Annotated in this window: 24 protein-coding genes and 1 pseudogene; 15 read left to right on the forward strand and 10 right to left on the reverse strand. The window is 74.4% G+C overall.

Features of this window, described 5'->3' with window-relative positions:
- Positions 1 to 194: 194 nt before the first annotated feature.
- The 3 genes from IHE55_RS15000 to IHE55_RS15010 all read right to left on the reverse strand — a co-directional run bounded on the left by IHE55_RS15000 (position 195) and on the right by IHE55_RS15010 (position 3,032).
- Complete coding sequence (locus tag IHE55_RS15000) at positions 195 to 1,217, reverse strand: phosphotransferase (protein ID WP_197992016.1); 1,023 nt, start codon at positions 1,215 to 1,217, stop codon at positions 195 to 197.
- Between the two features lie 217 nt (positions 1,218 to 1,434).
- Entirely contained in the window at positions 1,435 to 1,998 is a 564-nt protein-coding gene (locus IHE55_RS15005; protein ID WP_197989489.1) for a pyridoxamine 5'-phosphate oxidase family protein, read from the reverse strand.
- A 368-nt stretch (positions 1,999 to 2,366) separates the two neighbouring features.
- Positions 2,367 to 3,032 carry a response regulator gene (locus IHE55_RS15010; protein WP_197989490.1) on the reverse strand — a complete coding sequence of 222 codons (666 nt, stop codon included), beginning with the start codon at positions 3,030 to 3,032 and terminating at the stop codon, positions 2,367 to 2,369.
- A gap of 333 nt (positions 3,033 to 3,365) precedes the next feature.
- Here IHE55_RS15010 and pdhA point away from each other — a divergent pair, with 333 nt between their 5' ends.
- The 3 genes and pseudogenes from pdhA (at position 3,366) to IHE55_RS15025 (ending at position 6,984) form a co-directional block, all read left to right on the forward strand.
- Positions 3,366 to 4,517 (forward strand): pyruvate dehydrogenase (acetyl-transferring) E1 component subunit alpha, encoded by a 1,152-nt coding sequence (gene pdhA / locus IHE55_RS15015; protein WP_197989491.1) that lies wholly within the window; start codon positions 3,366 to 3,368, stop codon positions 4,515 to 4,517.
- 1 nt (position 4,518) lies between these two features.
- Positions 4,519 to 5,499, forward strand: coding sequence for an alpha-ketoacid dehydrogenase subunit beta (locus IHE55_RS15020; protein ID WP_197989492.1), 981 nt, complete (start codon positions 4,519 to 4,521; stop codon positions 5,497 to 5,499).
- A 23-nt stretch (positions 5,500 to 5,522) separates the two neighbouring features.
- Positions 5,523 to 6,984: pseudogene (locus IHE55_RS15025) on the forward strand (dihydrolipoamide acetyltransferase family protein).
- Positions 6,985 to 7,242: 258 nt separating this feature from the next.
- Here IHE55_RS15025 and IHE55_RS15030 read toward each other — a convergent pair.
- Entirely contained in the window at positions 7,243 to 7,680 is a 438-nt protein-coding gene (locus tag IHE55_RS15030; protein ID WP_197989493.1) for an ATP-binding protein, read from the reverse strand.
- Positions 7,681 to 7,838: 158 nt separating this feature from the next.
- On the opposite strand from IHE55_RS15030, the gene IHE55_RS15035 reads away from it, so the two are divergent.
- From IHE55_RS15035 to IHE55_RS15075, 9 genes are all read left to right on the forward strand, one after another.
- Positions 7,839 to 8,714 (forward strand): helix-turn-helix domain-containing protein, encoded by an 876-nt coding sequence (locus tag IHE55_RS15035; RefSeq protein ID WP_197989494.1) that lies wholly within the window; start codon positions 7,839 to 7,841, stop codon positions 8,712 to 8,714.
- Between the two features lie 4 nt (positions 8,715 to 8,718).
- Positions 8,719 to 8,925: a DUF397 domain-containing protein gene (locus tag IHE55_RS15040; protein ID WP_197989495.1), complete on the forward strand. Its 207-nt coding sequence runs from the start codon at positions 8,719 to 8,721 to the stop codon at positions 8,923 to 8,925.
- A gap of 11 nt (positions 8,926 to 8,936) precedes the next feature.
- On the forward strand, positions 8,937 to 9,293 hold the full coding sequence (locus IHE55_RS33135; RefSeq protein ID WP_372442683.1) for a DUF397 domain-containing protein: 357 nt from the start codon (positions 8,937 to 8,939) through the stop codon (positions 9,291 to 9,293).
- Between the two features lie 214 nt (positions 9,294 to 9,507).
- Positions 9,508 to 9,711 carry a DUF397 domain-containing protein gene (locus IHE55_RS15050; RefSeq protein ID WP_197989496.1) on the forward strand — a complete coding sequence of 68 codons (204 nt, stop codon included), beginning with the start codon at positions 9,508 to 9,510 and terminating at the stop codon, positions 9,709 to 9,711.
- Positions 9,651 to 10,772 (forward strand): tetratricopeptide repeat protein, encoded by a 1,122-nt coding sequence (locus tag IHE55_RS15055; RefSeq protein ID WP_504740315.1) that lies wholly within the window; start codon positions 9,651 to 9,653, stop codon positions 10,770 to 10,772. The genes IHE55_RS15050 and IHE55_RS15055 overlap by 61 nt, the downstream gene beginning before the upstream one ends.
- Positions 10,773 to 10,876: 104 nt before the next feature.
- A complete protein-coding gene (locus IHE55_RS15060; protein WP_307826662.1) occupies positions 10,877 to 11,317 on the forward strand; it encodes an NUDIX hydrolase in 441 nt (146 codons plus the stop codon).
- A gap of 109 nt (positions 11,318 to 11,426) precedes the next feature.
- The gene (locus tag IHE55_RS15065; RefSeq protein ID WP_372442684.1) at positions 11,427 to 12,263 is read left to right on the forward strand and encodes an SDR family oxidoreductase; all 837 of its coding nucleotides are present in this window, start codon (positions 11,427 to 11,429) and stop codon (positions 12,261 to 12,263) included.
- Positions 12,264 to 12,632: 369 nt separating this feature from the next.
- Complete coding sequence (locus IHE55_RS15070) at positions 12,633 to 13,328, forward strand: GntR family transcriptional regulator (RefSeq protein WP_197989499.1); 696 nt, start codon at positions 12,633 to 12,635, stop codon at positions 13,326 to 13,328.
- Positions 13,325 to 14,776 (forward strand): MFS transporter, encoded by a 1,452-nt coding sequence (locus tag IHE55_RS15075; RefSeq protein WP_197989500.1) that lies wholly within the window; start codon positions 13,325 to 13,327, stop codon positions 14,774 to 14,776. The genes IHE55_RS15070 and IHE55_RS15075 overlap by 4 nt, the downstream gene beginning before the upstream one ends.
- A gap of 70 nt (positions 14,777 to 14,846) precedes the next feature.
- Here the strand turns inward: IHE55_RS15075 and IHE55_RS15080 are convergent, their stop codons facing one another.
- Positions 14,847 to 15,674, reverse strand: coding sequence for a maleylpyruvate isomerase family mycothiol-dependent enzyme (locus tag IHE55_RS15080; protein ID WP_197989501.1), 828 nt, complete (start codon positions 15,672 to 15,674; stop codon positions 14,847 to 14,849).
- Between the two features lie 160 nt (positions 15,675 to 15,834).
- Between IHE55_RS15080 and IHE55_RS15085 the strand changes: the two genes are divergently transcribed.
- Positions 15,835 to 16,626, forward strand: coding sequence for a carbon-nitrogen family hydrolase (locus IHE55_RS15085; RefSeq protein ID WP_197989502.1), 792 nt, complete (start codon positions 15,835 to 15,837; stop codon positions 16,624 to 16,626).
- 407 nt (positions 16,627 to 17,033) lie between these two features.
- On the forward strand, positions 17,034 to 18,911 hold the full coding sequence (locus IHE55_RS15090) for an NHL domain-containing thioredoxin family protein (RefSeq protein ID WP_197989503.1): 1,878 nt from the start codon (positions 17,034 to 17,036) through the stop codon (positions 18,909 to 18,911).
- A gap of 139 nt (positions 18,912 to 19,050) precedes the next feature.
- Here the strand turns inward: IHE55_RS15090 and IHE55_RS15095 are convergent, their stop codons facing one another.
- Positions 19,051 to 19,842, reverse strand: coding sequence for a DUF4232 domain-containing protein (locus IHE55_RS15095; protein ID WP_197989504.1), 792 nt, complete (start codon positions 19,840 to 19,842; stop codon positions 19,051 to 19,053).
- A 349-nt stretch (positions 19,843 to 20,191) separates the two neighbouring features.
- Complete coding sequence (locus IHE55_RS15100; RefSeq protein WP_197989505.1) at positions 20,192 to 20,593, reverse strand: Dabb family protein; 402 nt, start codon at positions 20,591 to 20,593, stop codon at positions 20,192 to 20,194.
- 83 nt (positions 20,594 to 20,676) lie between these two features.
- Here IHE55_RS15100 and IHE55_RS15105 point away from each other — a divergent pair, with 83 nt between their 5' ends.
- Positions 20,677 to 21,330, forward strand: a complete 654-nt coding sequence (locus IHE55_RS15105) for a TetR/AcrR family transcriptional regulator (protein ID WP_197989506.1) — start codon at positions 20,677 to 20,679, stop codon at positions 21,328 to 21,330.
- Between the two features lie 558 nt (positions 21,331 to 21,888).
- Here the strand turns inward: IHE55_RS15105 and IHE55_RS15110 are convergent.
- From IHE55_RS15110 to IHE55_RS15120, 3 genes are all read right to left on the reverse strand, one after another.
- On the reverse strand, positions 21,889 to 22,755 hold the full coding sequence (locus IHE55_RS15110; RefSeq protein WP_307826664.1) for an NB-ARC domain-containing protein: 867 nt from the start codon (positions 22,753 to 22,755) through the stop codon (positions 21,889 to 21,891).
- Between the two features lie 98 nt (positions 22,756 to 22,853).
- On the reverse strand, positions 22,854 to 24,281 hold the full coding sequence (locus IHE55_RS32670) for an AfsR/SARP family transcriptional regulator (RefSeq protein ID WP_307826665.1): 1,428 nt from the start codon (positions 24,279 to 24,281) through the stop codon (positions 22,854 to 22,856).
- 1 nt (position 24,282) lies between these two features.
- Positions 24,283 to 25,575, reverse strand: coding sequence for a M18 family aminopeptidase (locus IHE55_RS15120; protein ID WP_197989508.1), 1,293 nt, complete (start codon positions 25,573 to 25,575; stop codon positions 24,283 to 24,285).
- Positions 25,576 to 25,611: the final 36 nt, after the last annotated feature.

The raw sequence follows: 25,611 nt of genomic DNA on the forward strand, positions 1-25,611 counted from the left end.
TGGCCGGACGGGCCGGGTGTGACGGCGGGCCGTGCGGGCCGGGGCCGGTGATGCGGGCCGGGGCGGCCCTGGCGGGTGACGCCGGGGCGGGCCGTGGCCCGTGGCGGCGGTCGGCCGTCCGGGCCGGTGAGGGCGTCCGGGCCGGTGAGGGCGTCCGGGCCGGTGAGGGCGTCCGGGCCGGAGGTGGCCGGCGGTCAGCCGGTGAAGGCCTCGCGCACCGCCTCGTAGGCGCCGGTCCACCACACCGCCAGCGCGGCGGCGGCCGGGAACTGCGGGTCGGCCCGCCGGTCGCCGAGCTGGTAGTGCCAGCGCAGCATCCAGAAGTCGTTGAGCCGCTCCCACCAGACGCGGTGCACGGCGGCGGCCATCTCGGCGGCCCCGGCGCCGGTCACACAGCGGTAGGCCCGCGCGTACGGCCGTACCTTCCGCAGGTCCAGGGTGCCGCCGGGGAGGACGAAGAAGATCGCGGCGGCCCGGACCGCCTCCTCGGCGCGCGGCTGCACGCCCAGCCGGTCCCAGTCCACGATGGCGGCCGGCTCGGTGTCCCGGTACAGCAGGTTGAGCGGGTGGAAGTCGCCGTGCACCCAGCCGGTGGCCGGCACCGCGGCGGGCGCCGGACGGCGGTGGGCGTGCCGCGCCAGCAGCTCGCGGCGTTCGACCAGCCGGTGCACCGCCAGGTCGTCGAAGGCGTCCCGCCCCTGCCGGGCCCGGGCCAGTGCCAGCAGCCGTTCGATCAGGGCGAAGGTGTGGTGCGGGTCGGCGCCGGTCTCGTCCGGGGTGTGCGAGGCGCGTGGCGCGGGCGTACGGGGGTCGATGACCTGGTCCAGGCACAGGTGCACCAGTCCGAGCAGGGCGCCCAGCGACCAGGACTGCCCGGGGGTCAGTTCGCCGCCGTCGCGGTGCCGCCCCTCGACCCACGGGTGCAGCGCCCAGCACCGGCCGTCGATCACGGTCACCGTGTCCCCGCCCGCGTCCTCGACCGGCGGCACCACCGGCAGGCCGAGCGCGTCCAGCCGGGCGGTGACCCGGTGCTGGCGGGCGATGGCGGCGCGGTCCCCGTCGAGGTGGTGCTTGAGGAAGTAGCGGCCGTGGGTGGTGGTGAGGTGGTAGCCCCGGTTGAGCAGGCCCTGGGTGAGCGGGCGGCACGACAGCGGCTCGCCGGGCAGCCGGTAGCGGCGCAGCAGGGCGTGCAGGGTCGCCCCGTCCGGGGCGGTCAGGGCCGGTGCGGCCGCCTCGCGGGCGGCCGGGCCGCCGGGGGCCGCCTCGCGGGCGGCCGGGCCGCCGGGGGCCGCACGGTCGGCGGGACGGGGGCGCGGCACAGGCGGCGGCGGGGGGCGGGGGGTGGGGAGGGGGGCGTAGGCGACGGAGACGGCGGTCCCGCCGCCGCCCGTGACAAATGAGCGCGGCACGTGCCGGATGTTAGATCAGCGGACATCACGGAGCGTACTCGGATTGACGCGGAGCGATACCTGCGATGTGATGTACGGTCACGAACTTCGGCCGCACCCGCAGATAGACCGGGTCGAAGGGTTCGCCGTCCACCGTGTGCGGTGCGGGGCCGAAACGATTCAGCTCGGTGCCGGTGGGGATGACCACGCGCGCCGTGCCCACGCAGCTCACCGACCACAGCTCTCCGCCCGGGGCGCGCTCCGGCTCCCCGTCCGCCCCTCCGCCCGGGATCATGTCCGGGGCCCGGTCCGTGTCCGGCTCCCCGCCGCCGGGGGACTGTTTCGCGTCCCCGCCCGGGATCGGGGCCGGGCCGGGAACCGGCCGGTCCGCCGGGTGGCCGGTGTCGGCGCCGTACGCCACCACCTGCCCGTCGCAGGCCCGGTGGTAGCCGTGCCCCCGGTGGAGGCGGAGCAGCAGCTCGCCGCCGGACACGATGTGCCGGGCCACGGCGGTGTGCGGGAGCGCGCCGACGCTCACCGAGACCCGGCCGTGGGAGGTCCGGCCGAGCAGGTCCAGGGCGCGGGGTTCGCGCGGGGCGTCGATGAGCATGCCCTCCACCCTGCCCGGCCCGGCCGCCCCCGGCCCAGGGGCCGCCGCCCCCGGTCGTCCGGGCCGTAGGTCCCGGAACGGGACAACCCGGCCGGCCGGCGGCCCGGCACCGCCTCCGGCACCGCCTCCGGCAGGGCCTTCAGCGCCCTCCCGCAGCCCTCCCGGGCCCCTTCCCGGGCACCTCCCGCCGTCCGGCGCCGTAGTCCGCCGCCGCCTCCCGCAGTCCGGGGCCGTCGTCCGCCGCCGCCTCCGGGACGCCCTCCGCCGCCCGGTCCGCCGAGCCCCGGGCCGCCTCACCGGCGGCTTGCCGCGCCCGGGCCCGCCGCGGGCCGCCGTGCGGGGCGCGGCGCCGCTGGCTCGGGACCCGCTCAGCGCTGCTTCGCCTGGAGCCGCGCCACGTACGCGGCGGCCTGCGAGCGCCGCTGCATGCCCAGCTTGGCGAGCAGCCCGGAGACGTAGTTCTTGATGGTCTTCTCGGCCAGGTGGAGCCGCTCGCCGATGGCCCGGTTGGTCAGCCCCTCGCCGATCAGGTCCAGGATGCGCCGCTCCTGCTCGGTCAGGCTCGCCAGCCGCTCGTCGCCCTCGCCCCGCGGGCCGGTGCCGGCCCGCAACCGCTCCAGTACCCGGTCGGTCGCCACCGGGTCCAGCAGTGACCGGCCGGCGGCCACGTCCCGCACCGCGGTGAGCAGCTCGTTCCCCCGGATGGCCTTGAGGACGTAACCGGAGGCGCCGGCCATGAGCGCGTCGAACAGCGCCTCGTCGTCGGCGAACGAGGTGAGCATCAGGCACCGGATGCGGTCGTCGGCGGAGCGCACCTCGCGGCACACCTCCACGCCGCTGCCGTCCGGCAGACGGACGTCGAGGACCGCCACGTCCGGCCGGACCGAGGGGATGCGGGCGATGGCGTCCGCGGCCGTGCCCGCCTCTCCGACCACCTCGATGTCCGGTTCCCCGGCGAGCAGCTCGTGCACGCCGCGCCGGACCACTTCATGGTCGTCAAGGAGAAAAACCGTGATTTTTCCTTCTTTGGGCACAGATCCAGTTTCCCATACAAAGTCTTCCCTGCGCTGGTCCGGCGGGATAACGTGCCGTTGTCCCGGCGGCCTGCGAGGCTGTGACCAGTGGTGTTTCCGCGGAGCCCCTCCCCAGCTGCGGCTTACTTGGATTTCCAAGCAAAATCGCAGGTCAGAGGGGCTTCGTAGAGTTGTGCATCACTGGGTAACGTGCCTTTTGCAGGCCACCCGCCGGGACACTGTCACGCCTCGGCCGGACCTCGGCGCACCCACCCCGTGCGCCGGTTCCGACGCCGGGGCGAGCCGCACTGGCCGCCGGCGGACCCCGGGGGCCGGACAGACGGAGGAGCACACGTGACCGTGGACAGCACTGCCGCGCGCAAGCCACGCCGCAGCAGCAGCAAGCGCAGCAGCGCGAAGCAACGCCCGGCGGACGAACCTCAGCTCGTACAGCTGCTCACGCCGGAGGGCAAGCGGGTCGAGCACCCCGACTACTCCATCGACCTGACGCCCGAGGAGCTGCGCGGGCTGTACCGGGACATGGTGCTGACCCGCCGTTTCGACGGCGAGGCGACCACCCTCCAGCGCCAGGGCGAGCTGGGTCTGTGGGCCTCGCTGCTCGGTCAGGAGGCGGCGCAGATTGGTTCCGGCCGGGCGCTGCGGGACGACGACTACGTCTTCCCCACCTACCGGGAGCACGGCGTCGCGTGGTGCCGGAACGTCGATCCCACCAATCTGCTGGGCATGTTCCGCGGTGTGAACAACGGCGGCTGGGATCCCAACAGCAACAATTTCCACCTGTACACCATCGTCATCGGCTCCCAGACGCTGCACGCCACCGGTTACGCGATGGGCGTCGCCAAGGACGGCGCGGACAGCGCCGTGATCGCCTACTTCGGTGACGGCGCCTCCAGCCAGGGCGATGTCGCCGAGTCCTTCACCTTTGCCGCTGTCTACAACGCCCCGGTCGTCTTCTTCTGCCAGAACAACCAGTGGGCCATTTCCGAGCCGACCGAGAAGCAGACCCGGGTGCCGCTCTACCAGCGCGCACAGGGTTACGGCTTCCCGGGCGTGCGGGTGGACGGCAACGACGTGCTCGCCTGCCTCGCGGTGACCCGGGCCGCGCTGGACCGCGCCCGCGGCGGCGAGGGCCCGATGCTGATCGAGGCGTTCACCTACCGGATGGGTGCCCACACCACCTCCGACGACCCCACCCGCTACCGCTCCTCCGAGGAGCGCGAGCTGTGGGAGGCGAAGGACCCGATCCTGCGGCTGCGCACCTACCTCACCGAGGAGGGCCTGGCCGACGAGGCGTTCTTCACCGAGCTGGAGACCGAGGCCGACGCGCTCGCCAAGCGGGTGCGCGAGGCGGTGCGCTCGATGCCCGACCCGGACCACATGGCCCTGTTCGAGCACACCTACGCCGACGGGCACGCGCTCGTCGACGAGGAGCGCGCGGCCTTCGCCGAGTACCAGGCTTCGTTCGTCACCGAGGAGGGCAACTGACATGGCACCGCAGAAACTGTCGCTCTCCAAGGCGATCAACGCGTCCCTGCGCACCGCGCTGGAGAACGACCCCAAGGTCGTGATCATGGGTGAGGACGTCGGCAAGCTGGGCGGCGTCTTCCGGGTCACCGACGGGCTGCAGAAGGACTTCGGCGAGGAGCGGGTCATCGACACCCCGCTCGCCGAGTCCGGCATCGTCGGCACCGCGATCGGCCTGGCGCTGCGCGGCTACCGCCCGGTGGTGGAGATCCAGTTCGACGGGTTCGTCTTCCCGGCGTACGACCAGATCGTCACCCAGCTGGCGAAGATGCACGCGCGGGCGCTCGGCAAGGTGAAGCTGCCGGTCGTCATCCGCATCCCGTACGGCGGCGGCATCGGCGCGGTGGAGCACCACAGCGAGTCGCCGGAGTCGCTGTTCGCGCACGTCGCCGGCCTGAAGGTGATCTCCCCGTCGAACGCCTCCGACGCCTACTGGATGATGCAGCAGGCGATCGCCACCGACGACCCGGTCATCTACTTCGAGCCCAAGCGCCGCTACCACGACAAGTCCGAGCTGGACACCGAGGCGATCCCGGGCCCGCTGCACACCGCGCGGGTGGTCCGCGAGGGGACCGACCTCACCCTGCTGGCCTACGGCCCGATGGTGAAGGTCTGTACCGACGCGGCGGCCGCCGCGGCCGAGGAGGGCCGGTCGGTCGAGGTCGTGGACCTGCGGTCGATCTCCCCCATCGACTTCGACACCGTCCAGCGGTCGGTGGAGAAGACCGGCAGGCTGGTCGTGGTGCACGAGGCGCCGGTCTTCCTCGGCACCGGTGCGGAGATCGCCGCCCGGATCACCGAGCGGTGCTTCTACCACCTGGAGGCCCCGGTGCTGCGGGTCGGCGGCTACCACGCCCCGTACCCCCCGTCCCGGCTTGAGGACGAGTACCTTCCGGGACTGGACCGGGTGCTCGACGCCGTCGATCGCTCGCTGGCGTACTGAAGGGCTTGAGGAGAGTCGTGACCATGGCTACAACCGACCAGCGCTTCCGCGAGTTCAAGATGCCCGACGTGGGCGAGGGACTCACCGAGGCCGAAATCCTCAAGTGGTACGTGGCACCGGGCGACACGGTGTCGGACGGCCAGATCGTCTGCGAGGTGGAGACCGCCAAGGCCGCGGTCGAACTGCCCATCCCGTTCGACGGCGTGGTGCACGAGCTGCGCTTCGGCGAGGGCGTGACGGTGGACGTGGGCACCGTGATCATCACGGTGGACACCCAGCCGGGCGCCGGTGACGCGCCCGCGCCGGCCGAGGCCCCGGCGACCACCCCGGCGCCCGCCGCGGAGGCGGAGGCCGAGGAGCCGCAGGGCCGCCAGGCCGTCCTGGTGGGCTACGGCGCCGCCCCCTCGTCCACCAAGCGCCGCCCGCGCAAGCCGCGGCCCGGTGCCGGCGCGCCCTCGGTGGCCGCCGCGATACAGGGCGAGCTGAACGGCCACGCCGGTGCCCCGGCGGCCCCGGCCCCCGCCGCCCCGGCCGCCGTTTCACGTGAAACACCGGCCGGCTCCTTCGCGGCGCCGTCCGGTGCCCGCCCGCTGGCCAAGCCGCCGGTGCGCAAGCTCGCCAAGGACCTGGGCATCGACCTGGCCACGGTGGTCCCGACCGGCCCGGACGGGACCATCACCCGCGAGGACGTGCACGCCGCGGCGGCCCCCCGCCCCGGCCGCCCCCTCCGCGACCGCCCCGGCGGCCACCGCGACCGAGGCCCCGGCCCCGGTGGCCTCCGGTGACCGCGAGCGGCGGGTCCCGGTCAAGGGCGTACGGAAGGCCACCGCCCAGGCGATGGTCAGCAGCGCCTTCACCGCCCCGCACGTCACGGAGTTCATCACCGTGGACGTGACCCGGACGATGAAGCTGGTCCAGGACCTCAAGCAGGACCCGGACATGGCGGGGCTGCGGGTCAACCCGCTGCTGCTGGTCGCCAAGGCGCTGCTGCTCGCGGTCCGCCGCAACCCGGACATCAACGCCACCTGGGACGAGGCGAACCAGGAGATCGTCTACAAGGACTACGTCAACCTGGGCATCGCCGCGGCGACCCCGCGCGGGCTGATCGTCCCGAACATCAAGGACGCCGGGGCGAAGACCCTGCCCGAGCTGTCCCAGGCGCTGTCGGAGCTGATCGCCACGGCCCGCGAGGGCAAGACCAGCCCGGCGGACATGTCCGGTGGCACCATCACCATCACCAACGTCGGCGTCTTCGGTGTGGACACCGGCACCCCGATCCTGAACCCCGGCGAGTCCGCGATCCTCGCCTTCGGCGCGATCAAGCTCCAGCCGTGGGTCCACAAGGGGAAGGTCAAGCCGCGCCACGTGACCACCCTCGCCCTCTCCTTCGACCACCGGCTGGTGGACGGGGAGCTGGGGTCGAAGGTGCTCGCCGACATCGCGGCGGTCCTGGAGAACCCGAAGAAGCTCATCACCTGGGGCTGATCACCGGATTCCGGCGGCCGGGGGCCGGGAGCGCCACGCTCCCGGCCCCCGTCGCGTCATCGGCGGCCCGGCCGCCCCCTCTGCGCTCCGGACCCTCATCGCGCACCCGGCGGTACTCGGCGTGCAGCCTCTGTCCCTGACCGCAGCCCCGCCGGGGTGCCGGTGCCCACAGGCACGTGTGGCACCGCGCGGCATGGACGAGCCACCGCTCCCATTCCCCGTCACCGGGCATCGCCGCGATGCCCGGCGGTACGCCGGTCATGCCGTTTCCTTCGCGAGGCCCAGCTCCACCCAGACGGTCTTGCCCACCCGCAGCGGCACCGTCCCCCACCGGTCGGCCACCGCCTCGACCATCATCAGGCCGCGCCCGGAGTCGTCGCCGTCAACGGCCGTCCGGGGTTCGGGGAACCGGTCGCCGCGCGGGTCGCTGACCTCGATGCGGAGCGCTGTCTCGGTCAGCGCGAGCCGCAGCCGGAAGAACCAGTCCGGCCAGCAGCCATGGACCAGCGCGTTGGCGGCCAACTCCCCGACGAGCAGCTGCACATCGTCCGCCAGCTGCGGCTGCCCCCACTGCGTGACCAGCCGCGCCGCCCGGTGCCGGTCGAGTCTGACGCTGCCGGGCACGGGCGTGTAGTGGAGCAGGTCTTCCCGGAGCGGGGCGGGGCCCTCGTCGGGGTTGAGGTCGCGTTCTGCCATGTCCTGGCCTCCTGGGCTGCGGCGGCACTGTGCCGCGTCGCGAGCGAAGCGTTACCGGCCGTAGGAGTGCGCGCGATCTGGGAGCAAGAAGTCTGGGGAATATCTTCCCCATAAGACCCGAGTCGACTGCTTCGTGCCGGACCAGTCACACTGGGTCAGTGAATGGATCAACGCAGGGCAACAGGGCGTCAACTGTCCTGGGCCGCAAACTTGGTGGGGAGCTCCTCCGCCTCCGCGATGCGGCAGGAAAGACGCAGGCACAGGCGGCCGGCGTCCTCAGCGCGACCAGCACGAAGATCGTCAAGATGGAGCGCGGCTGGGTGCCGATGCGCGACCCGGACATCCGTGCGCTGAGCGAGTTCTACGGACTGGCCGACCCGCAAGCGGTGAAGCGTCTGCTCGACCTCGCCCGTCTCGACCGTGAGCGTCGGAAGGCCAAGGGCTGGTGGCAGCACTCACCCCAGGCCGGCGCGTTGGCGGAATATATCGCGATGGAGGATGTGGCAAGCCGGGTCCGTACCTGGCAGCTGTCGCTGATCCCGGGCCTGTTCCAGACCGCGGAGTACGCCCGGTCCTTGGCCGTCAGCGGCGGCAAGTGGGAAGACCCTGACGAGATCGAACGCATCGTAGAGGTGCGGATGAAGCGGCAAGAACGGTTGGCGGGCGAGTGCCCGCTGCATGTCTACGCTGTGGTCTGGGAGGCCGCCCTGCGTCAACTGGTCGGCGGGCGCGACGTGATGCGCGCTCAGCTCGGACGCTTGCTGGAGGTGGCCGAGCTGTCCAATGTCCGGTTGCAGGTGCTGCCGTACTGGACGGGTGGCCATCCCTGCATCACCGGAGCGTTCAACATCGTGTCGTTCGCCGAAACGGAGGCGGTGGACGTGGTCCACGTGGACAGCATTGCCTCTACCGTGTGGGTGGAGAACGAGGAGGAGAGTGCGGAGTACAGCGCCTTCTTCGACCGCACGGCGAGGCTCAGCCTGGCACAGCGCGACTCCGTGGTACTGATCGACAGCATCCGCAAGGAGATGTGACCCCGTGTCCGCGTTCGAGTTCGTGAAGTCGAGTTACAGCAGCCCCAACGGCGGTGAGTGCGTGGAGGTCGCGACCAATGTGCCCGGCTCCGTCGCGATACGGGACTCCAAGGATCCGGACGGCCCGATACTCCGCTTCGACCCCGAGGCTTGGTCCGCCTTCCGGGCCGGCGTTCGACTGGGCGAGTTCGACGTAACGCAGGGGGCGTAGCGTGCCGTGCCGTGAGGACCGGTGCACACCCGCTCGTCTACGCTCCGGCCGGAGAGTGGGCTGACGCCGAACACCATGGCGGGATCTTCGATCGCGTCGCCCGGCTGGGGCTTGCCCAGGGTGAGTCCAACCCGGCTGATCGACGGTATCCGCAAGGGGATGTGAAACGCGTGGCGGAGTTCACATTTTTCAAGTCCAGCCACAGCGGAGGCAACGCGGGCCAGGAGTGCGTGGAGGTCGCGACCAACGTATCCGGCATCGTAGCGGTGCGGGACTCCAAGGATCCGGACGGGCTGCTACTCCGCTTCACCTCCGAAGCATGGCTCGCCTTCCAGGTGGGCATACAGCGGGGAGAGTTTCGTCCCTGACCGTACCCGCGAGGAGTTCGCGGAGTTCCTGGTCGTGCTCGTCAGGAGGTCCCGGCGGGCCTGGACGTCCCTCTGGTGGTGGACACCCGTGACGGGAAGGACCCGAGGTCGAACCTCGGTGCTCCGGTGAGCGCCTGATCGATATGCGCGGACCCGTCCCTTCGACCTGATGGCGGCAAGTCGGTTCGAGAGCTTCCAGAAGGGGATGTGATCGGTGTACGGGTTCGACTTCGTGAAGTCCAGCTACAGCAGCAGCACCAATGAGTGCGTCGAAGTGGCGACCAACGTGCCCGGCACCGTCGCGATACGGGACTCCAAGGATCCGGACGGCCCGATACTTCGCTTCGGCCCCGAGGCTTGGTCCGCCTTCCGGGCCGGCGTTCGACTGGGCGAGTTCGACGTAACGCAGGGGGCGTAGCGGCGCGCCGTGGGGGCGGCGGTGCACACCCGAGGGGAAGGAACGACGTGCTGCGGCGAGGATTCCTTGGTGCGACTGGTGCGTACGCCCTCGGTGTCTTGAACCTGCCGGATCCCGAGAGCATCACGCGCCGTACCCAGCGTGTCGGCGGGGTGCGGGTCGGGTCGGGAGAGGTCGCTGCCATCAGGCACATGACTCAGCGACTGGGCGATGCGGCGGCTGAGTTAGGAGGTGGCCACGCGAGGCATCTGGCGGTCCGATACCTGGCCGATGACGTGGCCCCCTGGCTGGACGGCACCTATACCGAGCCCACCGGACGAGCCCTCTTCGCAGCGACGTCGGAACTCGTCCATCTTGTCGGGTGGATGGCCCAGGACGAAGGTAAGGACGGGCTTGCCCAGCGGTACTACGGACACGCGTACCGCCTCGCCACCGAGGCCGGCGACCCGGAACTCGCGGCGACCGCGCTGCGCGGTCTGGCGGTGCAGGCGATCGAACTCGGGCACCGCGCCGTAGCCCTGCGGATTTCCGAGAAGTGCGCGGAGACAGCCCAGCACTTGGAGGATCCACGTGCGGTGTCCTACTACCGGACCACGTTGGCGGATGCCGCCGCCCTCGACGGCGACCGCAGACTGGCCACTCGGGCGCTGGCCGACTCCCGGAGCGCGATCGAGCGGGCCTCGGACGCCCCGCCCGGTGACTCATGGGCCTCGCACTTCAGTGTCGGGCGGTGGGCCCACCACTCCGGGATGATCCTTGCCCGGCTGGGTGACCTGGACAGCGCGACCGAGCATCTCGGGCAGGCACTGGACATCCATGGTCTGGACCGTCGGCGCAGCCGCGCCATCGTCCTCGCCGACCTCGGGCAGATCCATCTGCGACGTGGTGACCTCGACGCGGCACTGTCGGCCTGGGGCGCCTTCCTGGAGTGTTCGGACGGCATCCGGTCGGTCAAGGTCGGACACGCCGCCCGGGACATGTACGCACGTCTGGACCGCTACCAAGGGGTGGCGGAGGCGGTGGAACTCCGGGACCGGGCGGAACCTCTCCTGCCCACCTGAGTGGCACACCGCGGCGGCCCGCCGTCCGGCGGGGTGCGGGCGGGGCATCGGGTGCCGGCTGATCGGTTTGCCTGGCGTGCCACCTGCTGTTTAGCGTCGGCCGGGTGAGTACGGACACCCTTGAGAACCCTGTTGACCACCCCGCCGGCCCGCTCGACTCCGTCGCCTGGCTGTGCGTCCGCGACGGGCGGCTGCTGAGCGTGCGGACCCGGGGCCGGGATGTGTTCTACCTGCCCGGCGGGAAGTACGAGCCGGGGGAGACCGCTGCCGAGGCGCTCGTCCGGGAGCTGGCCGAGGAGGTGGGTGTGGAGGTGGCCCCCGGGTCGCTCACCGAGGCGTTCACCATCCACGACGTGGCCCACGGGCAGGACGGCCGGCCGCTGCGGATGCGCTGCTTCACCGGCGGACCCGAGGACTGCGAGCCCGTTCCCGGCCGGGAGATCGCCGAGGTCGCCTGGCTCGGCCGCGCCGACCTCGACCGCTGCGCGCCGGCCTACCGCAAGGTGCTCGCCCGGCTCGCGGCGGACGGGATCGTGGTCCGCTGATCCCCGGCCGCCGCTCCGGGCCGCGGAACGCCGTTGACCTCAAGTCGAGTTGAGGTCCTAGCGTGCCTGTCGGACGTACCGAAGACGTGACGACGGGGAGATGACGGCGATGACCATCCTGGTGACGGGCGCGACGGGGAACATCGGCAGGGAGCTGCTGCGGGATCTGCGGGCACACGGGGCCGGTCCGGTGCGCGGGCTGACCCGGGACCCCGCCCGCGCCGCGTTCCCCGACGGTGTGGAGGCCGTGGCGGGCGATCTGGCGCGGGCGGACTCCCTCAAGGCCGCGCTGGACGGCGTGGTCTCGCTCTTCCTCGTGCCGGGGGCGGTCGGGGAGGCGGACGTGGTGGCGGCGGCCCGGGAGGCCGGGGTGGAGCACGTGGTGCTCGTCTCCTCGATCACGGTCGAGACCCATCCCCATCTGCCCGCCGCCGCCCAGAACCACGCGCTGGAGGAGGTGCTCCGGGGCAGCGGCATGGCGTGGACCGTCCTGCGGGCGACCCAGTTCACCTCCAACACCCTGTGGTGGGCCGAGTCGATCCGCGAGCACGGCACCGTCCGCGCGCCGTACGGGGATGTCGGGCTTCCCGCCATCCACCCCGGGGACATCGCCGCGGTCGCCCGCGTGGCGCTCACCGAGCCGGGCCACCGCGGCCGGGTCCACGCGCTGACCGGGCCGGAGCGGATCACCCCCCGGCAGCAGGTCGCGCAGATCGCGGCGGCGGCCGGGCGGGAGGTGTCGTTCGTGGAGATCGGGCGGGAGGAGGCGCACCGGCAACTGGCCCCGCTGCTCGGTGCGGAGATCGCGGACGCGGTGCTCGATCTGACCGGCGGGGACGTCAACGAGGGGCTGCTGGCGGTGCGCGACACGGTCCCGCGGCTCACCGGAGCCCCGGGGAGGACGTTCCGGCAGTGGGCGGAGGAGCACGCCGACGCCTTCCGGTGAGCGGGCCGCTGCCTTCCGGTGAGCGGGCCGCCCTGTCGCGGGCCGGGCCGGGGCGGTCGTGCCGTGACGCGGGGCGGTCGTGCCGTGTGGCGGGCGGCTACCCCGCGCGCGGACGGGGGGGCCCGGGGGCGCGGGCGGATACGTGGGGCGCACGGGCAATGGCGGGCGGGCGGGCGCGCGGGCGGGCGCGGGGCGCGCGGGAACGCGGCGCGCGGACGGGCGACCCGGGTGCGGGCGGGCGCATGGGGCGTGGACGGGCACGGCGCGCGGGCGGGTGCGCCGGGTGGTGACAGGGACGCGCCGGGGGGCGGGCGGGTGCGCGTCCCGCATCGCGGACGCGCCTGCCGACGTATACCTGTTGTATCTATCATGCGTGCATGCCCGTCGCACCCGCCCCCCGCGCCCACACCCGCACCGTCGCCCCCGGTCAAGCCGCCGCCCGCCGCCGAGCGGGTCTACGCGCACGTCAAGCAGGCGGTGCTGGACCGCCGGTACGAGGGCGGCACGCTGCTCACCGAGGGCGGCCTGGCCGAGGCCGTCGGGGTCTCCCGGACCCCCGTCCGGGAGGCGCTGCTGCGGCTGGAGGCCGAGGGGCTGCTGAAGCTCTACCCCAAGAAGGGCGCCCTGGTGCTGCCGGTTTCCGCACAGGAGATCGCCGATGTGGTGGAGACCCGGCTGCTGGTGGAGGAGCACGCCGTGCGCCGGGCGGTGCCCGCCCCGGAGCCGCTGGTCACCCGGCTGGAGGAGCTGCTGGAGGAGCAGCGGCGGCACGCGGCCACCGGTGATCTGGCCGCCCTCGCGGTCAGCGACCGCTGTTTCCACGCCGAGATCGTCCGCAACGCCGGCAACGCCATCCTCGCCCGCCTCTACGACCAATTGCGCGACCGCCAGCTGCGGATGGGGGTCGCCGTGATGCACGCCCAGCCGGACCGTGTCGCGAAGAACATCGCCGAGCACACCGAGATCCTGGACGCGCTCCGTGCGGGCGACGCCGACGGGGCCGCGTCCGTCGTCCGTCGGCACGTCGGCTGGGTGAGGAGCCTCGCCCGGGGAGAGGTGCGATGAGCCCCGCCGAATCCCGGTCCGCCGGAAGCGGCGGTCCCGCCCTGGCCGGCGATCCACCCGGCGGCCCCCGGGCGCTCGCCGTCTGGGGGCTGGGCGTCGCGATCTACTTCGTCGCCATCGTCTACCGCACCAGCCTGGGCGTGGCCGGGCTGGACGCCGCCGACCGCTTCGAGATCAACGCCTCCGCCCTCTCCTCGTTCTCCATCCTCCAGCTGCTGGTCTACGCGGGCATGCAGATACCCGTCGGCCTGCTGGTGGACCGGCTGGGCACCCGCAAGGTGCTGACCCTGGGCGTGGTGCTCTTCACCACCGGGCAGTTCGGGTTCGCGCTCTCCGAGTCCTACGCCGCCGCGCTCGCCTCCCGCGCGCTGCTCGGCTGCGGTGACGCGATGACCTTCATCAGCGTGCTGCGGCTGGGCGCCCGGTGGTTCCCGGCCCGCCGGGGGCCGTTGATAGCGCAGGTCGCGGCGCTCTTCGGGATGGCCGGCAACCTCATCTCCACACTGGTGCTGGCCCGGCTGCTGCACGAGTTCGGCTGGACCCCGACGTTCGCCGGCAGCGCGGTCGGCGGGGTGCTGATGCTGGTGCTCGCCCTGCTCTTCCTCAAGGACCACCCGGAGGGGTACGGGCCCGCCCCGGCCGGAGCGGCCCGGCCGGCCACGGCGTTCGCCGAACGCGCCGGCGGCGGCACACGCGCCGGAGCAGCGGGGACGAGCGGAACAGCCGGAACCGCCGGGACGAGCGGAACCGCCGGGACGAGCGGGCCCGCCGCCTCCGGTCGCGGCTTCGTCCGCCGTCAGATCGCCGACGCCTGGCGGGAACCGGGCACCCGGCTCGGCATGTGGGTGCACTTCACCACGCAGTTCCCGGCGATGGTCTTCCTGCTGCTGTGGGGGATGCCGTTCCTGGTCGAGGCGGAGGGGCTCACCCGTGGCCGGGCGAGCGAGCTGCTCACCCTGATCGTGCTCTCCAACATGGTCACCGGTCTGGTCTTCGGGCAGGTCATCGCCCGGCACCACGCCGCCCGGGCCCCGCTGGCGCTGGGCTCGGTGGCCGCCACCGCGCTGCTGTGGGCCGCGGTGCTGACCTGGCCGCAGGAACACGCGCCGGGCTGGCTGCTGATCACGCTCTGTGTGGTGCTGGGCGCCTGCGGCCCGGCGTCGATGATCGGGTTCGACTTCGCCCGGCCGGCCAACCCGCCGGAGCGGCTGGGCACCGCCTCCGGCATCGTCAACATGGGCGGTTTCATCGCCTCGATGACCACCCTGCTGGCGGTCGGCGTGCTGCTCGACGCGACCGGCGAGGACTACCGGATCGCCTTCTCGTCGGTCTTCGTCCTCCAGGCGCTGGGACTGTCCCAGATCCTCCGGCTCCGCGGACGGGCCCAGCGGCGGGAGCAGGAGCGGGTGGTGGCCAGCCGGGTGGAGGCGGTGCACGTCCCGGCCTGAGCCGCCCGCCCGGGCGGTGGGTGCGGCTCCGGCGCCCCCGCCGCCCGACGTCCGTACGGCCCCGGCGCGCTCAGGGCGTGAGGGCGAAGTTCCGCAGGATCGCGTCGGCGAGCTGCTGGTCGCCGTCCTTCTTCACCAGGTCGCCGACCGCCTCCGGCCGCACCCGGCCGGCCGCCAGCCGCAGATACGTCTCCCAGTCCATGGAGAACGTCACGGCCGGGCCCAGCGAGACGCTGCCGTCGATGGTGCCGCGGCCGTCCTGGTCCACCCGGACCGTGCGCATGAACTCCAGCGGCCCGGTGATGTCGAAGACCACCGCCGAACCCGCCGGGGCGCCCGCCCGCTTGGCCACCACCATCGGGAGCCCGGAGAGGAAGGTGTCGCGGGCGATGTGGGCGCCCGGCGAGTCGAGGTTGCCGGGCTTGCCCAGGGCCCGCCGCAGGTCCTGCTCGTGCACCCACACGTCGAACGCCCGCAGCCGCAGGCACTCCTCCAGCGTGACTTCCTTGCCCGCCAGCGGCCCGCGCACCTTCGTCTGCGGGTCCCGCTTCTCGTTCCGCAGCTGGCGGGAGCGGCGGATGACGAGGTACTCCAGTTCGGCCGTCATCTCCGGGGCGGTGTGGCAGCGCCGCACATCGACCTGGACCTCCATGTAGCGCGACAGCTCGTCCTTGACGTGGAACAGGTCGCGCGGCAGGGCGTGGATGGGACGCGGGTCGCCCAGCATCTCCGTTTCCAGACCGATGACATGGGAGACCACATCACGCACCGACCACCCCGGGCAGTCGGTGGCCCGGTTCCATTCGCCTTCGACGAGTGGGTTCACCAACTCGGTTATCGCCTCGACGGAGTGCGTCCAGGCGTCGATGGAGGTCTGCAGGCTGGGATGGACGGTCACGGGACCCCTCGGGCGGTTGGTACGCGGGCTGGGTGCTCTCAGGCGTTCGGCTGGGTGCTCTCAGGCGTTTAAGTTACGCTGCGCGAGGGCCACCCGGCAGTGCTTTCACCTCTGATCGTAGGCCCCGATCGACGGCTCGATACCTGAGAGCGGTGGTAGTGTGCGCGCCTCCCTGATCCAGATCGGTGTGGACCCGGGCGAGCCGGTGGAAAAGCGTCGGACGCGGGCGGCGGCCCTGGTCCGGGAGCAGGCCGGGGCGGACCTGGTCGTCCTGCCCGAGCTGTGGACCGTGGGGGCCTTCGCGTACGACGCGTTCGCCTCCGGGGCCGAGCCGCTGGACGGCCCCACCGCCTCGGCGATGGCGGCGGCGGCCCGGGACGCCGGGGTGTGGCTGCACGCGGGCTCCCTGGTGGAACGCGCCGCGGAAGGGCTGTACAACACCTCGCTGGTGTTCTCGCCCGCCGGTGAACTGGTCCGCAGCTACCGGAAGATCCACCGCTTCGGTTTCGACCGGGGCGAGGCGGTGCTGATGGGCGCGGGCGACGAGATCGCCACCGCCGAACTGCCGGACGCCACCCTCGGCCTGGCGACCTGTTACGACCTGCGCTTCCCGGAGCTGTTCCGGCTGCTGGTGGACGCGGGCGCGCAGCTGCTGGTGATCCCGGCCGGCTGGCCGGCCCGCCGCCGTGAGCACTGGACGCTGCTGGCCCGCGCCCGCGCGGTGGAGAACCAGGCGTACGTGTTGGCCTGCGGCACCGCCGGCACCCACGCGGACGTCGAGCAGGCCGGGCACAGCATCGTGGTCGATCCCTGGGGCGAGGTGCTGGCCGAGGCCGGTGCCGGCGAGCAGGTGCTCACCGTGGAGCTGGACGTGGCGAAGGTGGCCCGTACCCGCGAGGAGTTCCCCGCCCTCCGGGACCGGCTGCTCGGGCTGCCCGCCCCGCGACGCTGAGCGACCGCCGGTCCGCACCCCCCCCGCGTGCCCCCGGGATCCGCGCGGTGCGCACGGGGCGGTCGGAGGCGGTGGTGCGTACGGCCCGGCGGTGTGCGCGGCCCGGTGTACGACCGGGTGGTGCGTGCGGCCCGGTGGTGCGTGCGGTGCCCGGACCGGTGGCGCTCGTGGCCCGGTGGTGCGTGCGGTGCCCGGACCGGTGGCGCTCGTGGCCCGGTGGTGCGTACGGGCCGGTGGCGCCCGGGTACGCGCTGTGCGCGCCGCCCGTGCACCCCGTCGACGCGCCGCTCCGTACACCCCCGGCAACGCACCGCGGGTACCCGCGCCCGCACCCCCGGAGAAGGCTCTGACCAGGCGTGTTGCATGCGCGTGACCCCGCGTTCACGGGCGGATGGCACCCTTGAACCATGAACGATGCCGCCCCGGCGCCCAGCCCCGCCCCCGCTCCCCGTCGCCGCGCCCGTGTCCGTGCCCCCGAGCTGACCGGCAAGGGGGGCTGGCTCAACACCGGTGGGAAGGACCTCACCCTCGGTGACCTGCGCGGGAAGATCGTCATCCTGGACTTCTGGACGTTCTGCTGCGTGAACTGCCTGCACGTCCTGGACGAGCTGCGCGAGCTGGAGGAGCGGCACCGGGACACCGTGGTGATCGTCGGGGTGCACTCGCCGAAGTTCGTGCACGAGGCCGACCACCGCGCGGTGGTGGACGCGGTCGAGCGGTACGAGGTGCACCACCCGGTGCTCGACGACCCCGAGCTGGCCACCTGGAAGCAGTACGCGGTACGCGCCTGGCCCACCCTGGTCGTCATCGACCCGGAGGGGTACGTGGTCGCGCAGCACGCCGGCGAGGGGCACGCGCACGCCATCGCCGCCCTGGTGGCGGAGCTGGAGGCGGAGCACGCGGCCAAGGGCACCCTGCGGCGCGGCGACGGCCCGTACGTGCCGCCGGAGCCGGTCGCCACCGAGCTGCGGTTCCCCGGGAAGGCGCTGCGGCTGCCCTCCGGCGGGTTCCTCGTCTCGGACACCACCCGGCACGCGCTGGTGGAGCTGGCCGACGACGCGGAGACCGTGGTCCGCCGGATCGGCACCGGGGAGCGGGGCCTGGTGGACGGGCCGGCGGAGCGCGCCCGGTTCAGCGAGCCGCAGGGCCTGGCGCTGCTGCCCGGCGGCGAGGTGGTCGTCGCCGACACCGTCAACCACGCGCTGCGCACCTACGACCCCGCGACCGGCGAGGTCGCGACCATCGCCGGGACCGGCCGCCAGTGGTGGCAGGGCTCGCCGACCGCCGGCCCCGCCCGGGAGATCGACCTCTCCTCGCCCTGGGACGTGGCCTGGTTCGCCGGGCGGCTGTGGATCGCCATGGCGGGCGTGCACCAGCTGTGGACGTACGACCCGGAGAACGGGACCGTCGCCGTCGCGGCCGGCACCACCAACGAGGGGCTGGTCGACGGGCCCGCCGACCAGGCGTGGTTCGCCCAGCCGTCCGGCCTCGCCGCCACCGACGAGCGGCTGTGGGTGGCCGACTCCGAGACCTCCGCGGTCCGCTGGGTGGAGCGCGCCGGGGACGCGCCGGACGCCTTCGTGGTCCGTACGGCGGTCGGCACCGGGCTGTTCGACTTCGGGCACCGGGACGGCCCGGCGGAGCAGGCCCTGCTCCAGCACCCGCTGGGCGTCACCGCGCTGCCCGACGGCTCGGTCGCGGTCTGCGACACCTACAACCACGCGCTGCGCCGGTACGACCCCGTGACCGGCGAGGTGAGCACCCTCGCCACGGACCTGCGGGAGCCCTCCGACGCGGTGCTGGTGGACGGGGACGTGGTGGTCGTGGAGTCCGCGCGGCACCGGCTGACCCGGCTGCGGCTCCCGGAGGAGGCGGTCCGGGTGGCCGCGGTGGCCCACCGCACCCGGCGCGCGGCCACCGAGATCGCCGGCGGCACGCTCCGGCTGGACGTGGTCTTCCAGGCACCCGCCGGCCAGAAGCTGGACACCCGGTACGGGCCGTCCACCCGGCTGCTGGTCAGCTCCACCCCGCCGGAGCTGCTGGCCGAGGGGGCGGGCGCCGGCACCGACCTGAGCCGGGACCTGGTCCTGGCCGACGGCGTCACCGAGGGCGTGCTGCACGTGTCGGCGATGGCCGCGTCCTGCGACGACGACCCGGCGAACGAGTACCCGGCCTGCCATGTGCACCAGCAGGACTGGGGCGTCCCGGTGCGGATCGCCGAGGGCGGCGCCGCCCGGCTGCCGCTGGTGCTGGCCGGCATGGACGCGGCCACCGAGGGGGCCTGACCAGGAGCGGCGACGGCCGCGGAGGCCCGGCCCGGGCCCGGGCGGCGAACGGGTCCGATCCGGAGGCCCGGGCGCCGGCGGCCGGGGCACGGGCCCCGGCTCACCGCATGACCCCGCCGGACGGGCCGCGGGGCCCGGCTCACCACATGGCGGCGTCGGAGGCGTTGGTCTGCCAGTAGGTGACGCGGGCGGAGTCGTCGACGGTCAGGTCGGCGGGGAGGGGCAGCTCGACCCCCGCGCCGACGCTGCCCGCCTGGTCCGGGCCGGCGAAGCTCACCCGGAGCGTGGTGGCCTTCCGCGGGTTGCTGCCGGAACCGTCGGCGGCGGAGTAGGCGATGCCCGCGTAGGCGGTCTCGCCGGGCGCCAGCGTGACCACGGCCTGCGGCTTGCTGTCCGCGAAGGGCGCGGTGGTGGACTGGTCCCCGTCGAAGCCCAGGTAGGGGTGGCCGAAGGCGTTGCAGGGCTTCTTGGAGGTGTTGGTGGCCTGGAGCATCAGGTGGTTCACCGGCCGGTCGAGCGTGCTGACCTTGACGGACACCTGGGCGGTGGTGCAGGTGGTGGTGGCCGGGCCGTCGTCGCCGGCGCCGGAGGAGGCGGAGTCGGCGCCGGGCCGGGCCTGACCGTCGCCGGAGCCACCGGACTTCTCCGCGGAGCCCTTGCCGCCGCCGGTACCGGCCGCCGGGCCGTCGCTGTCGCCGTCACCGGTGGACCCCTTGGAGTCGGCACCGGCGCTGTCGCCACCGGATGAGGTTCCCGCGTCCGCCCCGCCGGAGCCACCGGTGGAGGCCGACGGGGACGAGGTGTCCGCGGCGCCGGACCGGCGGACGCCGTCCTCGTCGGAGTTGCAGGCGGTGAGGGTGAGCGCGGCGGCGGTCAGCGCGGCGGCGGCCACACGCAGCGTGCGGGAGCGGCGAGAGATGCGGACGTTCATGGTGTTCCCCCGGTGACGTGGTGGACTTCCTCGGTGCACTGATGAGCTTTCCGGAGTCCGCTGCCGTACCGTTGCCGCCCCGCTAACGCCGGACTAACGTCCCGCCGGACGGGGGTTGTTGCCGTACCCGCCGCTCCCAACGGCCCTCCGGCCGCCCGGCGTTCCTCCGGGTGTACGGGCCGGCGGTCCCGGCGCCGGACAGGTCCGCCGCCCCGGCGGTGTGCCGCACCGCGCGGTGGCGCCACCGGGACCGGACGGCGGCGACGGGCCGCCCGCGGCGCCGCCCCAGGAGGCGGGCCGGCCGGTGGCGGGCGGCCGGGTGACCGGCGCCGCCGCGCTCACGGCGCCGCTACGCGATCCGTATGTCCACGAGCGGTTCGAGCCGGGCGGCCCACTCCGGGTACCTGGCCGTCTTCTGATCGTGCAGCGCCATGATCGTGCTGCCCAGCTCCGGGCTCATGTCGTCGGAGAGGTCGGGGCCGACGGCGATCCTGGCGAGGTGCGGAAGGATCTCGTCGTCCCCGGCCAGGTGGACCGGGTCGTACAGGTACCGCTCCAGCGCGGCCAAGTCCTCGATGCCCACGCAGTAGGCGTGGGTGAAGCCGTCCTCCGGGCGGCCGAGGCACTGCCCGACCGTGGCGAACGACACCGACTCGACGGAGGCCGTCCGACGCAGCAACGCGAGCACCCGGCCCTTCTGCTCCTCGGTGGTGCCGTCCTTGAAGGCGAAGCGCAGCGTGTGGACGATCATCGGTCCGATACCTCCTGATCCAAGTTTCTGAACGCGTTGGTTCAGAAAAAGTTGCTGGCTGGTTCAAAAGATAGGGTGAACCCATGAGTTCAGCAACGTCGAGCGGCGGCAAGGGGAGTGCGCGGGGGCGCGCCGACAAGCGGCAGGCGATCCTGGACGCCGCCTTCACCGTCTTCGCACGGCGCGGCTACGCGCAGGCCTGCGTGCAGGAGGTGGCGGAGGAGGCACGCGTCGCCAAACCGACCGTCTACAACCACCTGAACGACAAGGAGACCCTGTTCCGTCACGCCGTCGAGGCGGCGGCCGACGCCCACCTGGCGGAGAAGCTCGCGGTGATCGAGGGGCTGCGAGACCGGGGCGGGGACGAGGACCCGCGGGCGGCGCTCGCCGACGCCGCCCGGCGGCTGGTGGGGATCTGCGCCGGCGAACACGCCTGCGCGCTGCGGCGGTTGACCCACGCCCAGGTGGGGGTCTTCCCCGATCTGGTCGAGACCGTGCAGGAGCGCATCGCGCTCCGCCCCCGCGCGGCGCTCGCCGACCGGCTGGCCCGCCTCTCGCTCGCCGGCCGCCTGCGCCCGTGCGACCCGGACCAGGCGGCCGAGCACTTCCTCGCCCTGCTCACCGCCCCGGTGGAGACCCGCACCGGCCTGGGCGCCCGACGTGTCCCCGACACCGAGCTGCACGACCTGGCGGACGCGGCCGTGGACACCTTCTGGCGCGCGTACGGCAGCGGCTGAGCGGCCGGGACCGCGGCCCGCGGTCTGCCCGGCCCCCTGGCCGGGGGCCGGCGGTGTGCCGCACCGAGCGCCGCACCGCGCGGGGGCGCCACGGGGATTGGACGGCCCCGCACGGACGCCCGTGGCAGGCCCGGTGGCGGGCCGGCCCGCCACCGGGCGGCCGGGTGACCGGCGCCGCCGCGCTCACGGCGTCGCTACGCGACCCGCACGTCCACGAGCGGTTCGGGCCGGACAGGCCCGCCGGACACGTGGCCGAGGCCGTGCGGGAGCGCGTCGCGCACCGCCCCCGCGCGGCGCCCGCCGACCGGCCGGCCCGCCTCTCGCTCGCCGGCCGCCCGCGCCCGCGCGCCCCGTGCCGGGCGGCCGAGCGCTGCGGCGCCCCTGTTCACCGCCCCCGGCGGGCCGCTGCGGCCCGGCGGGCCCCGAGGCGTCCCGGCACCCCGCCGGGCCGTGCGGCGCGGCGGACGCGGTCGCCGACGCCGTCCGGCGCGCGTACGGCAGCGGCCGGGGCGGCCCGCACCGCGGCCCGCGGGCCGCCCCGGCCGCTGCCCCCGCGGACTACCCTGGCCGTTCCCCCGGGCCGGGGCGGTCCTTGCCCTCCTGGGCGAAGAGCTTCACCAGGTCGCTCATCACGTAGCGGTTGGTGGCCTCCTCGTCGATGAGGTGCACCTCGGCCAGCCGGTCCAGGGCGTCCCGGGTCAGCTCGGGGTCCGAGCCGGCGAGGGCGGCGACCGCCCCGGCGTCGACCTCGCGGGCGAAGCTGCTGCCCAGGGTGGCCAGCAGCCGGACGTCGTCCGCGGAGAGCCGGGCGACGGAGGCCCGCAGCGCGGCGGCGACCCCGGTGTCCTCCGCCGACAGCAGTGCCAGCCGCTTCCGCTCGTCGCGCAGGGCGGCGGCCAGCCGGGCCAGCCGCCAGCGGGGGCGGGCGGTCAGCTGGGCGGCGGCGGCCCGCAGCGCGAGCGGCAGGCCGTTGCAGAGGGCGACCAGCTCGCGGGCGGCGGCCGGGTCCTCGGTGACCCGGTCCTGGCCCAGGACGGCGCCGAGCAGCGCCACCCCCTCCTCGATGTCCAGCGCGTGCAGCCGCACCGAACGGGCCGAGTCGGTGGCGACCAGGCCGTCCAGCCGGCTCCGGCTGGTCACCAGGGTGACGCAGTACGGGCCGGCCGGTAGCAGCGGCCTCACCTGGGCGGAGCTGTGCGCGTTGTCGAGGACCACCAGCAGCGCCCGGTCGGCGGCGATGGACCGGTACAGCGCGGCGGCGGCGTCGGCGGACTCCGGGATGCGGCCCGCCTCCACGCCGAGCGCGAGCAGGAACTCCCGCAGCACCTGCCCGGGCCGGGCCTCCTCGCCGCCGCCGAAGCCGCGCAGGTCGGCGAAGAGCCGTCCGTGCGGGAACGCCTCGGCGTGGGAGTGCGCCCAGCGCACGGCCAGGGCCGTCTTGCCGACCCCGGCCGGCCCGGTGACCAGGACCAGCGCGCTGTCGGCGGTGCCCGGACCGGCGGCGCCGGGGAGGGCGAGCCGGGTCAGCTGGTCCAGCTCCGCCGCGCGGCCCAGGAAGCCGGCCGGCGGCCGGGGGAGCAGTTGCGGGGAGGGCGCGGCGCCCCCGCCCGCCCCCGCTCCGGTGGCCGGCGGCTCGGCGCCGCTGCCGGGTGCCCAGGGGACCTGGGCCGCCGGGGCCGTCCCGGTCCGGCCGTGCACGCCCCAGGGCGCCCCGGCCGTCCCGGTCGCGGGATCGACGCCCGGGCCCAGCGGCACGCCGGGGCCCGGCGGGGTGCCGGGCGCCAGGCCGGCCGGCGTGTCGCCACCGGGAGCGGCCGGCACCTGGACCGGCGGCGGGGTCCCGGGGTACGCCGGGGGTGCGGACGGGGCCGCCGGGACGCCGCCGGCCGGTCCGGTGGGTACGCCCGGCGGGGCGGCCGGCGGAGGGGTGTGCCGGGCCGGGCCGGGTACGCCGGGGACCTGCCCGGCGCCGGCCGGGCCACCGGGCGCCGCCGGGGCGCCGGTCCCCGGGGCGGCGGGACGGCCACCGGCCGGGTGACCGGGCCGGGACACCGCCGGTCCGGCGGCCGCGGGGCCGGCGAACGGCGGGGCGGCGGCCTCCCGCGGGTGGGGGAAGGCGGCCGGTGCCGCGGCGCGGGCGGCGCGCCGCCGGGCCGGCCGGGCGGCGGCACGGTGCCCCGGCGCGGCGGCTGCCGGTCGGCCGGCGGGCTGTCGCCGGCGAGGATGCTCTGGTAGGCGGCGCGCAGCCGCTCGCCGGGGTCCACGCCGAGTTCGTCGGCGAGCAGCCGGCGGGTGTGGTGGTAGCGGTCCAGCGCGTCCGACTGCCGGCCGGCCCGGTACAGCGCCAGCATCAGCGCGGCGACCAGGCCCTCCCGCAGCGGATGGGTGACCGCCTCGGCGGAGAGCACCGCGGCCGCCCGGTCGTGGTCACCGAGCGTCCCGTAGGCGGCGGCCAGCGTCTCCACGGCGGCCAGCCGGCGTTCCTCCAGGGCGTGCGCGGCGGCGGCGAGCGGCGGGGAGGTCACCGTGCCGGTCAGGGCCGGCCCGCGCCACAGCGACAGCGCCTCCTGGAGCAGCCCGACCGCCCGGCCGGGGTCCTCCTCGGGCCGGGCGGACGCGGCGAGTTCGCTGAACCGGTGGGCGTCCACCAGCGTGGCGGGCAGCCGCAGCCGGTAGGCCGACCCACGGGTCGTCAGCTCCACGCCGTGCGCGGCGGCCCCGGCTTCGGCCAGGGTGGCCCGGAGCTTGGAGACGTGACCCTGGATCACCGTCCGGGCGTGGGCGGGCGGTTCCTCCTCCCACACCGAGGCCGTCAACTGCTCCACCGACACCGTGGTGTTGGGCTGGAGCAGCAGCATGGCCAGCACGCTGCGCCGCTTCGGCGGCCCCAGCGGCAGTTCCCCGTGTTCGTCGTCGGTGGCGGTCACCGGACCCAGCAGCGAGAACTCCACATCAATTCTCCAGGAAGGAGGCGAGCGCGGTGGCGAGCAGGTGCGGATCCTCGGCCCCGCACAGCTCGCGTGCGGAGTGCATGGAGAGGATCGCGACGCCGATGTCGACGGTGGTGATGCCGTGCCGGGCGGCGGTGATGGGACCGATGGTGGTGCCGCACGGCATGGCGTTGTTGGAGACGAAGCTCTGCCACGGTACACCGGCGCGCTCGCAGGCGGCGGCGAAGACCGCCCGGCCGCGCCCGTCGGTGGCGTACCGCTGGTTGACGTTCACCTTGAGGATGGGGCCGCCGTTGGGCATCGGGTGGTGCGACGGGTCGTGCCGCTCCGCGTAGTTGGGGTGGACGGCGTGCCCGGTGTCGGAGGACAGGCAGATGGTGCCGGCGAAGGCGCGGGCGCGGTCCTCGTAGCTGCCGCCCCGGGCGTAGACGGAACGCTCCAGGACGTTGCCGAGCAGCGGCCCCTGGGCGCCGGTGTCGGACTCGCTGCCGTTCTCCTCGTGGTCGAACGCGGCGAGCACCGGGATGCACGTGGCGTCCGGGCGCCCGGCCACGGCGATGAGCGCCGCGGTGGCGGCGTGCACCGACAGCAGGTTGTCCATCCGGGGGCCGGCCACCAGCTCCCGGTCGCGGCCCAGGTAGGCCGGCGGCTCCACGCTGTGCACCATCAGGTCCCAGCCGGTGACGTCCGCCGCCTCCAGCCCGCTCTCCTCGGCGAGGAAGCGGATCAGGTCGCCCTCCCGGGGCTCGCCCAGGCCCCAGACGGGGGTGAGGTGGCGCTGGCGGTCCAGCTTGAGCCCGTCGGTGTTGACCGAGCGGTCCAGGTGGACGGCGAGCTGGGGCACCCGCAGCAGCGGCCGGTCGACGCGGACCAGGCGCTCGCCGCCGTCGCGGAGCGACAGCCGGCCGGAGATGCCCAGGTCGCGGTCGAGCCAGGTGTTGAGCAGGGTGCCGCCGTAGATCTCGACGGCGATCTGCCGCCAGCCGTGCGCCCCGGTGTCGGGGAGGGGCTTGACCCGCAGATTGGGAGAGTCGGTGTGGGCGCCGACGATTCGGTACGGAGTGGCGGGGCCGGCGCCCTCGGGCACGTACCAGGCGATGATCGCCCCGCCCCGGAGCACGTACCGGCCGCCGGCGCCTCCCTCCCACGGTTCGGTCTCCTCGACCTGCCGGAAACCGGCCTTCTCCAGCCGCTCGGCGGCGTGGGCCACCGCGTGGTACGGCGAGGGCCCCGCTGCGAGGAATGTGAGCAGGTCGTCGGTGTGGCCGCGGTCGAAGCGGTGGGGAGAGGTCATGACCTCAGGATAAGGAGCGGCCGGGGCCCGACCGGT

Origin of the sequence: Streptomyces pactum (genome assembly GCF_016031615.1) — a bacterium.
Classification (GTDB): Bacteria; Actinomycetota; Actinomycetes; order Streptomycetales; family Streptomycetaceae; genus Streptomyces; species Streptomyces pactus.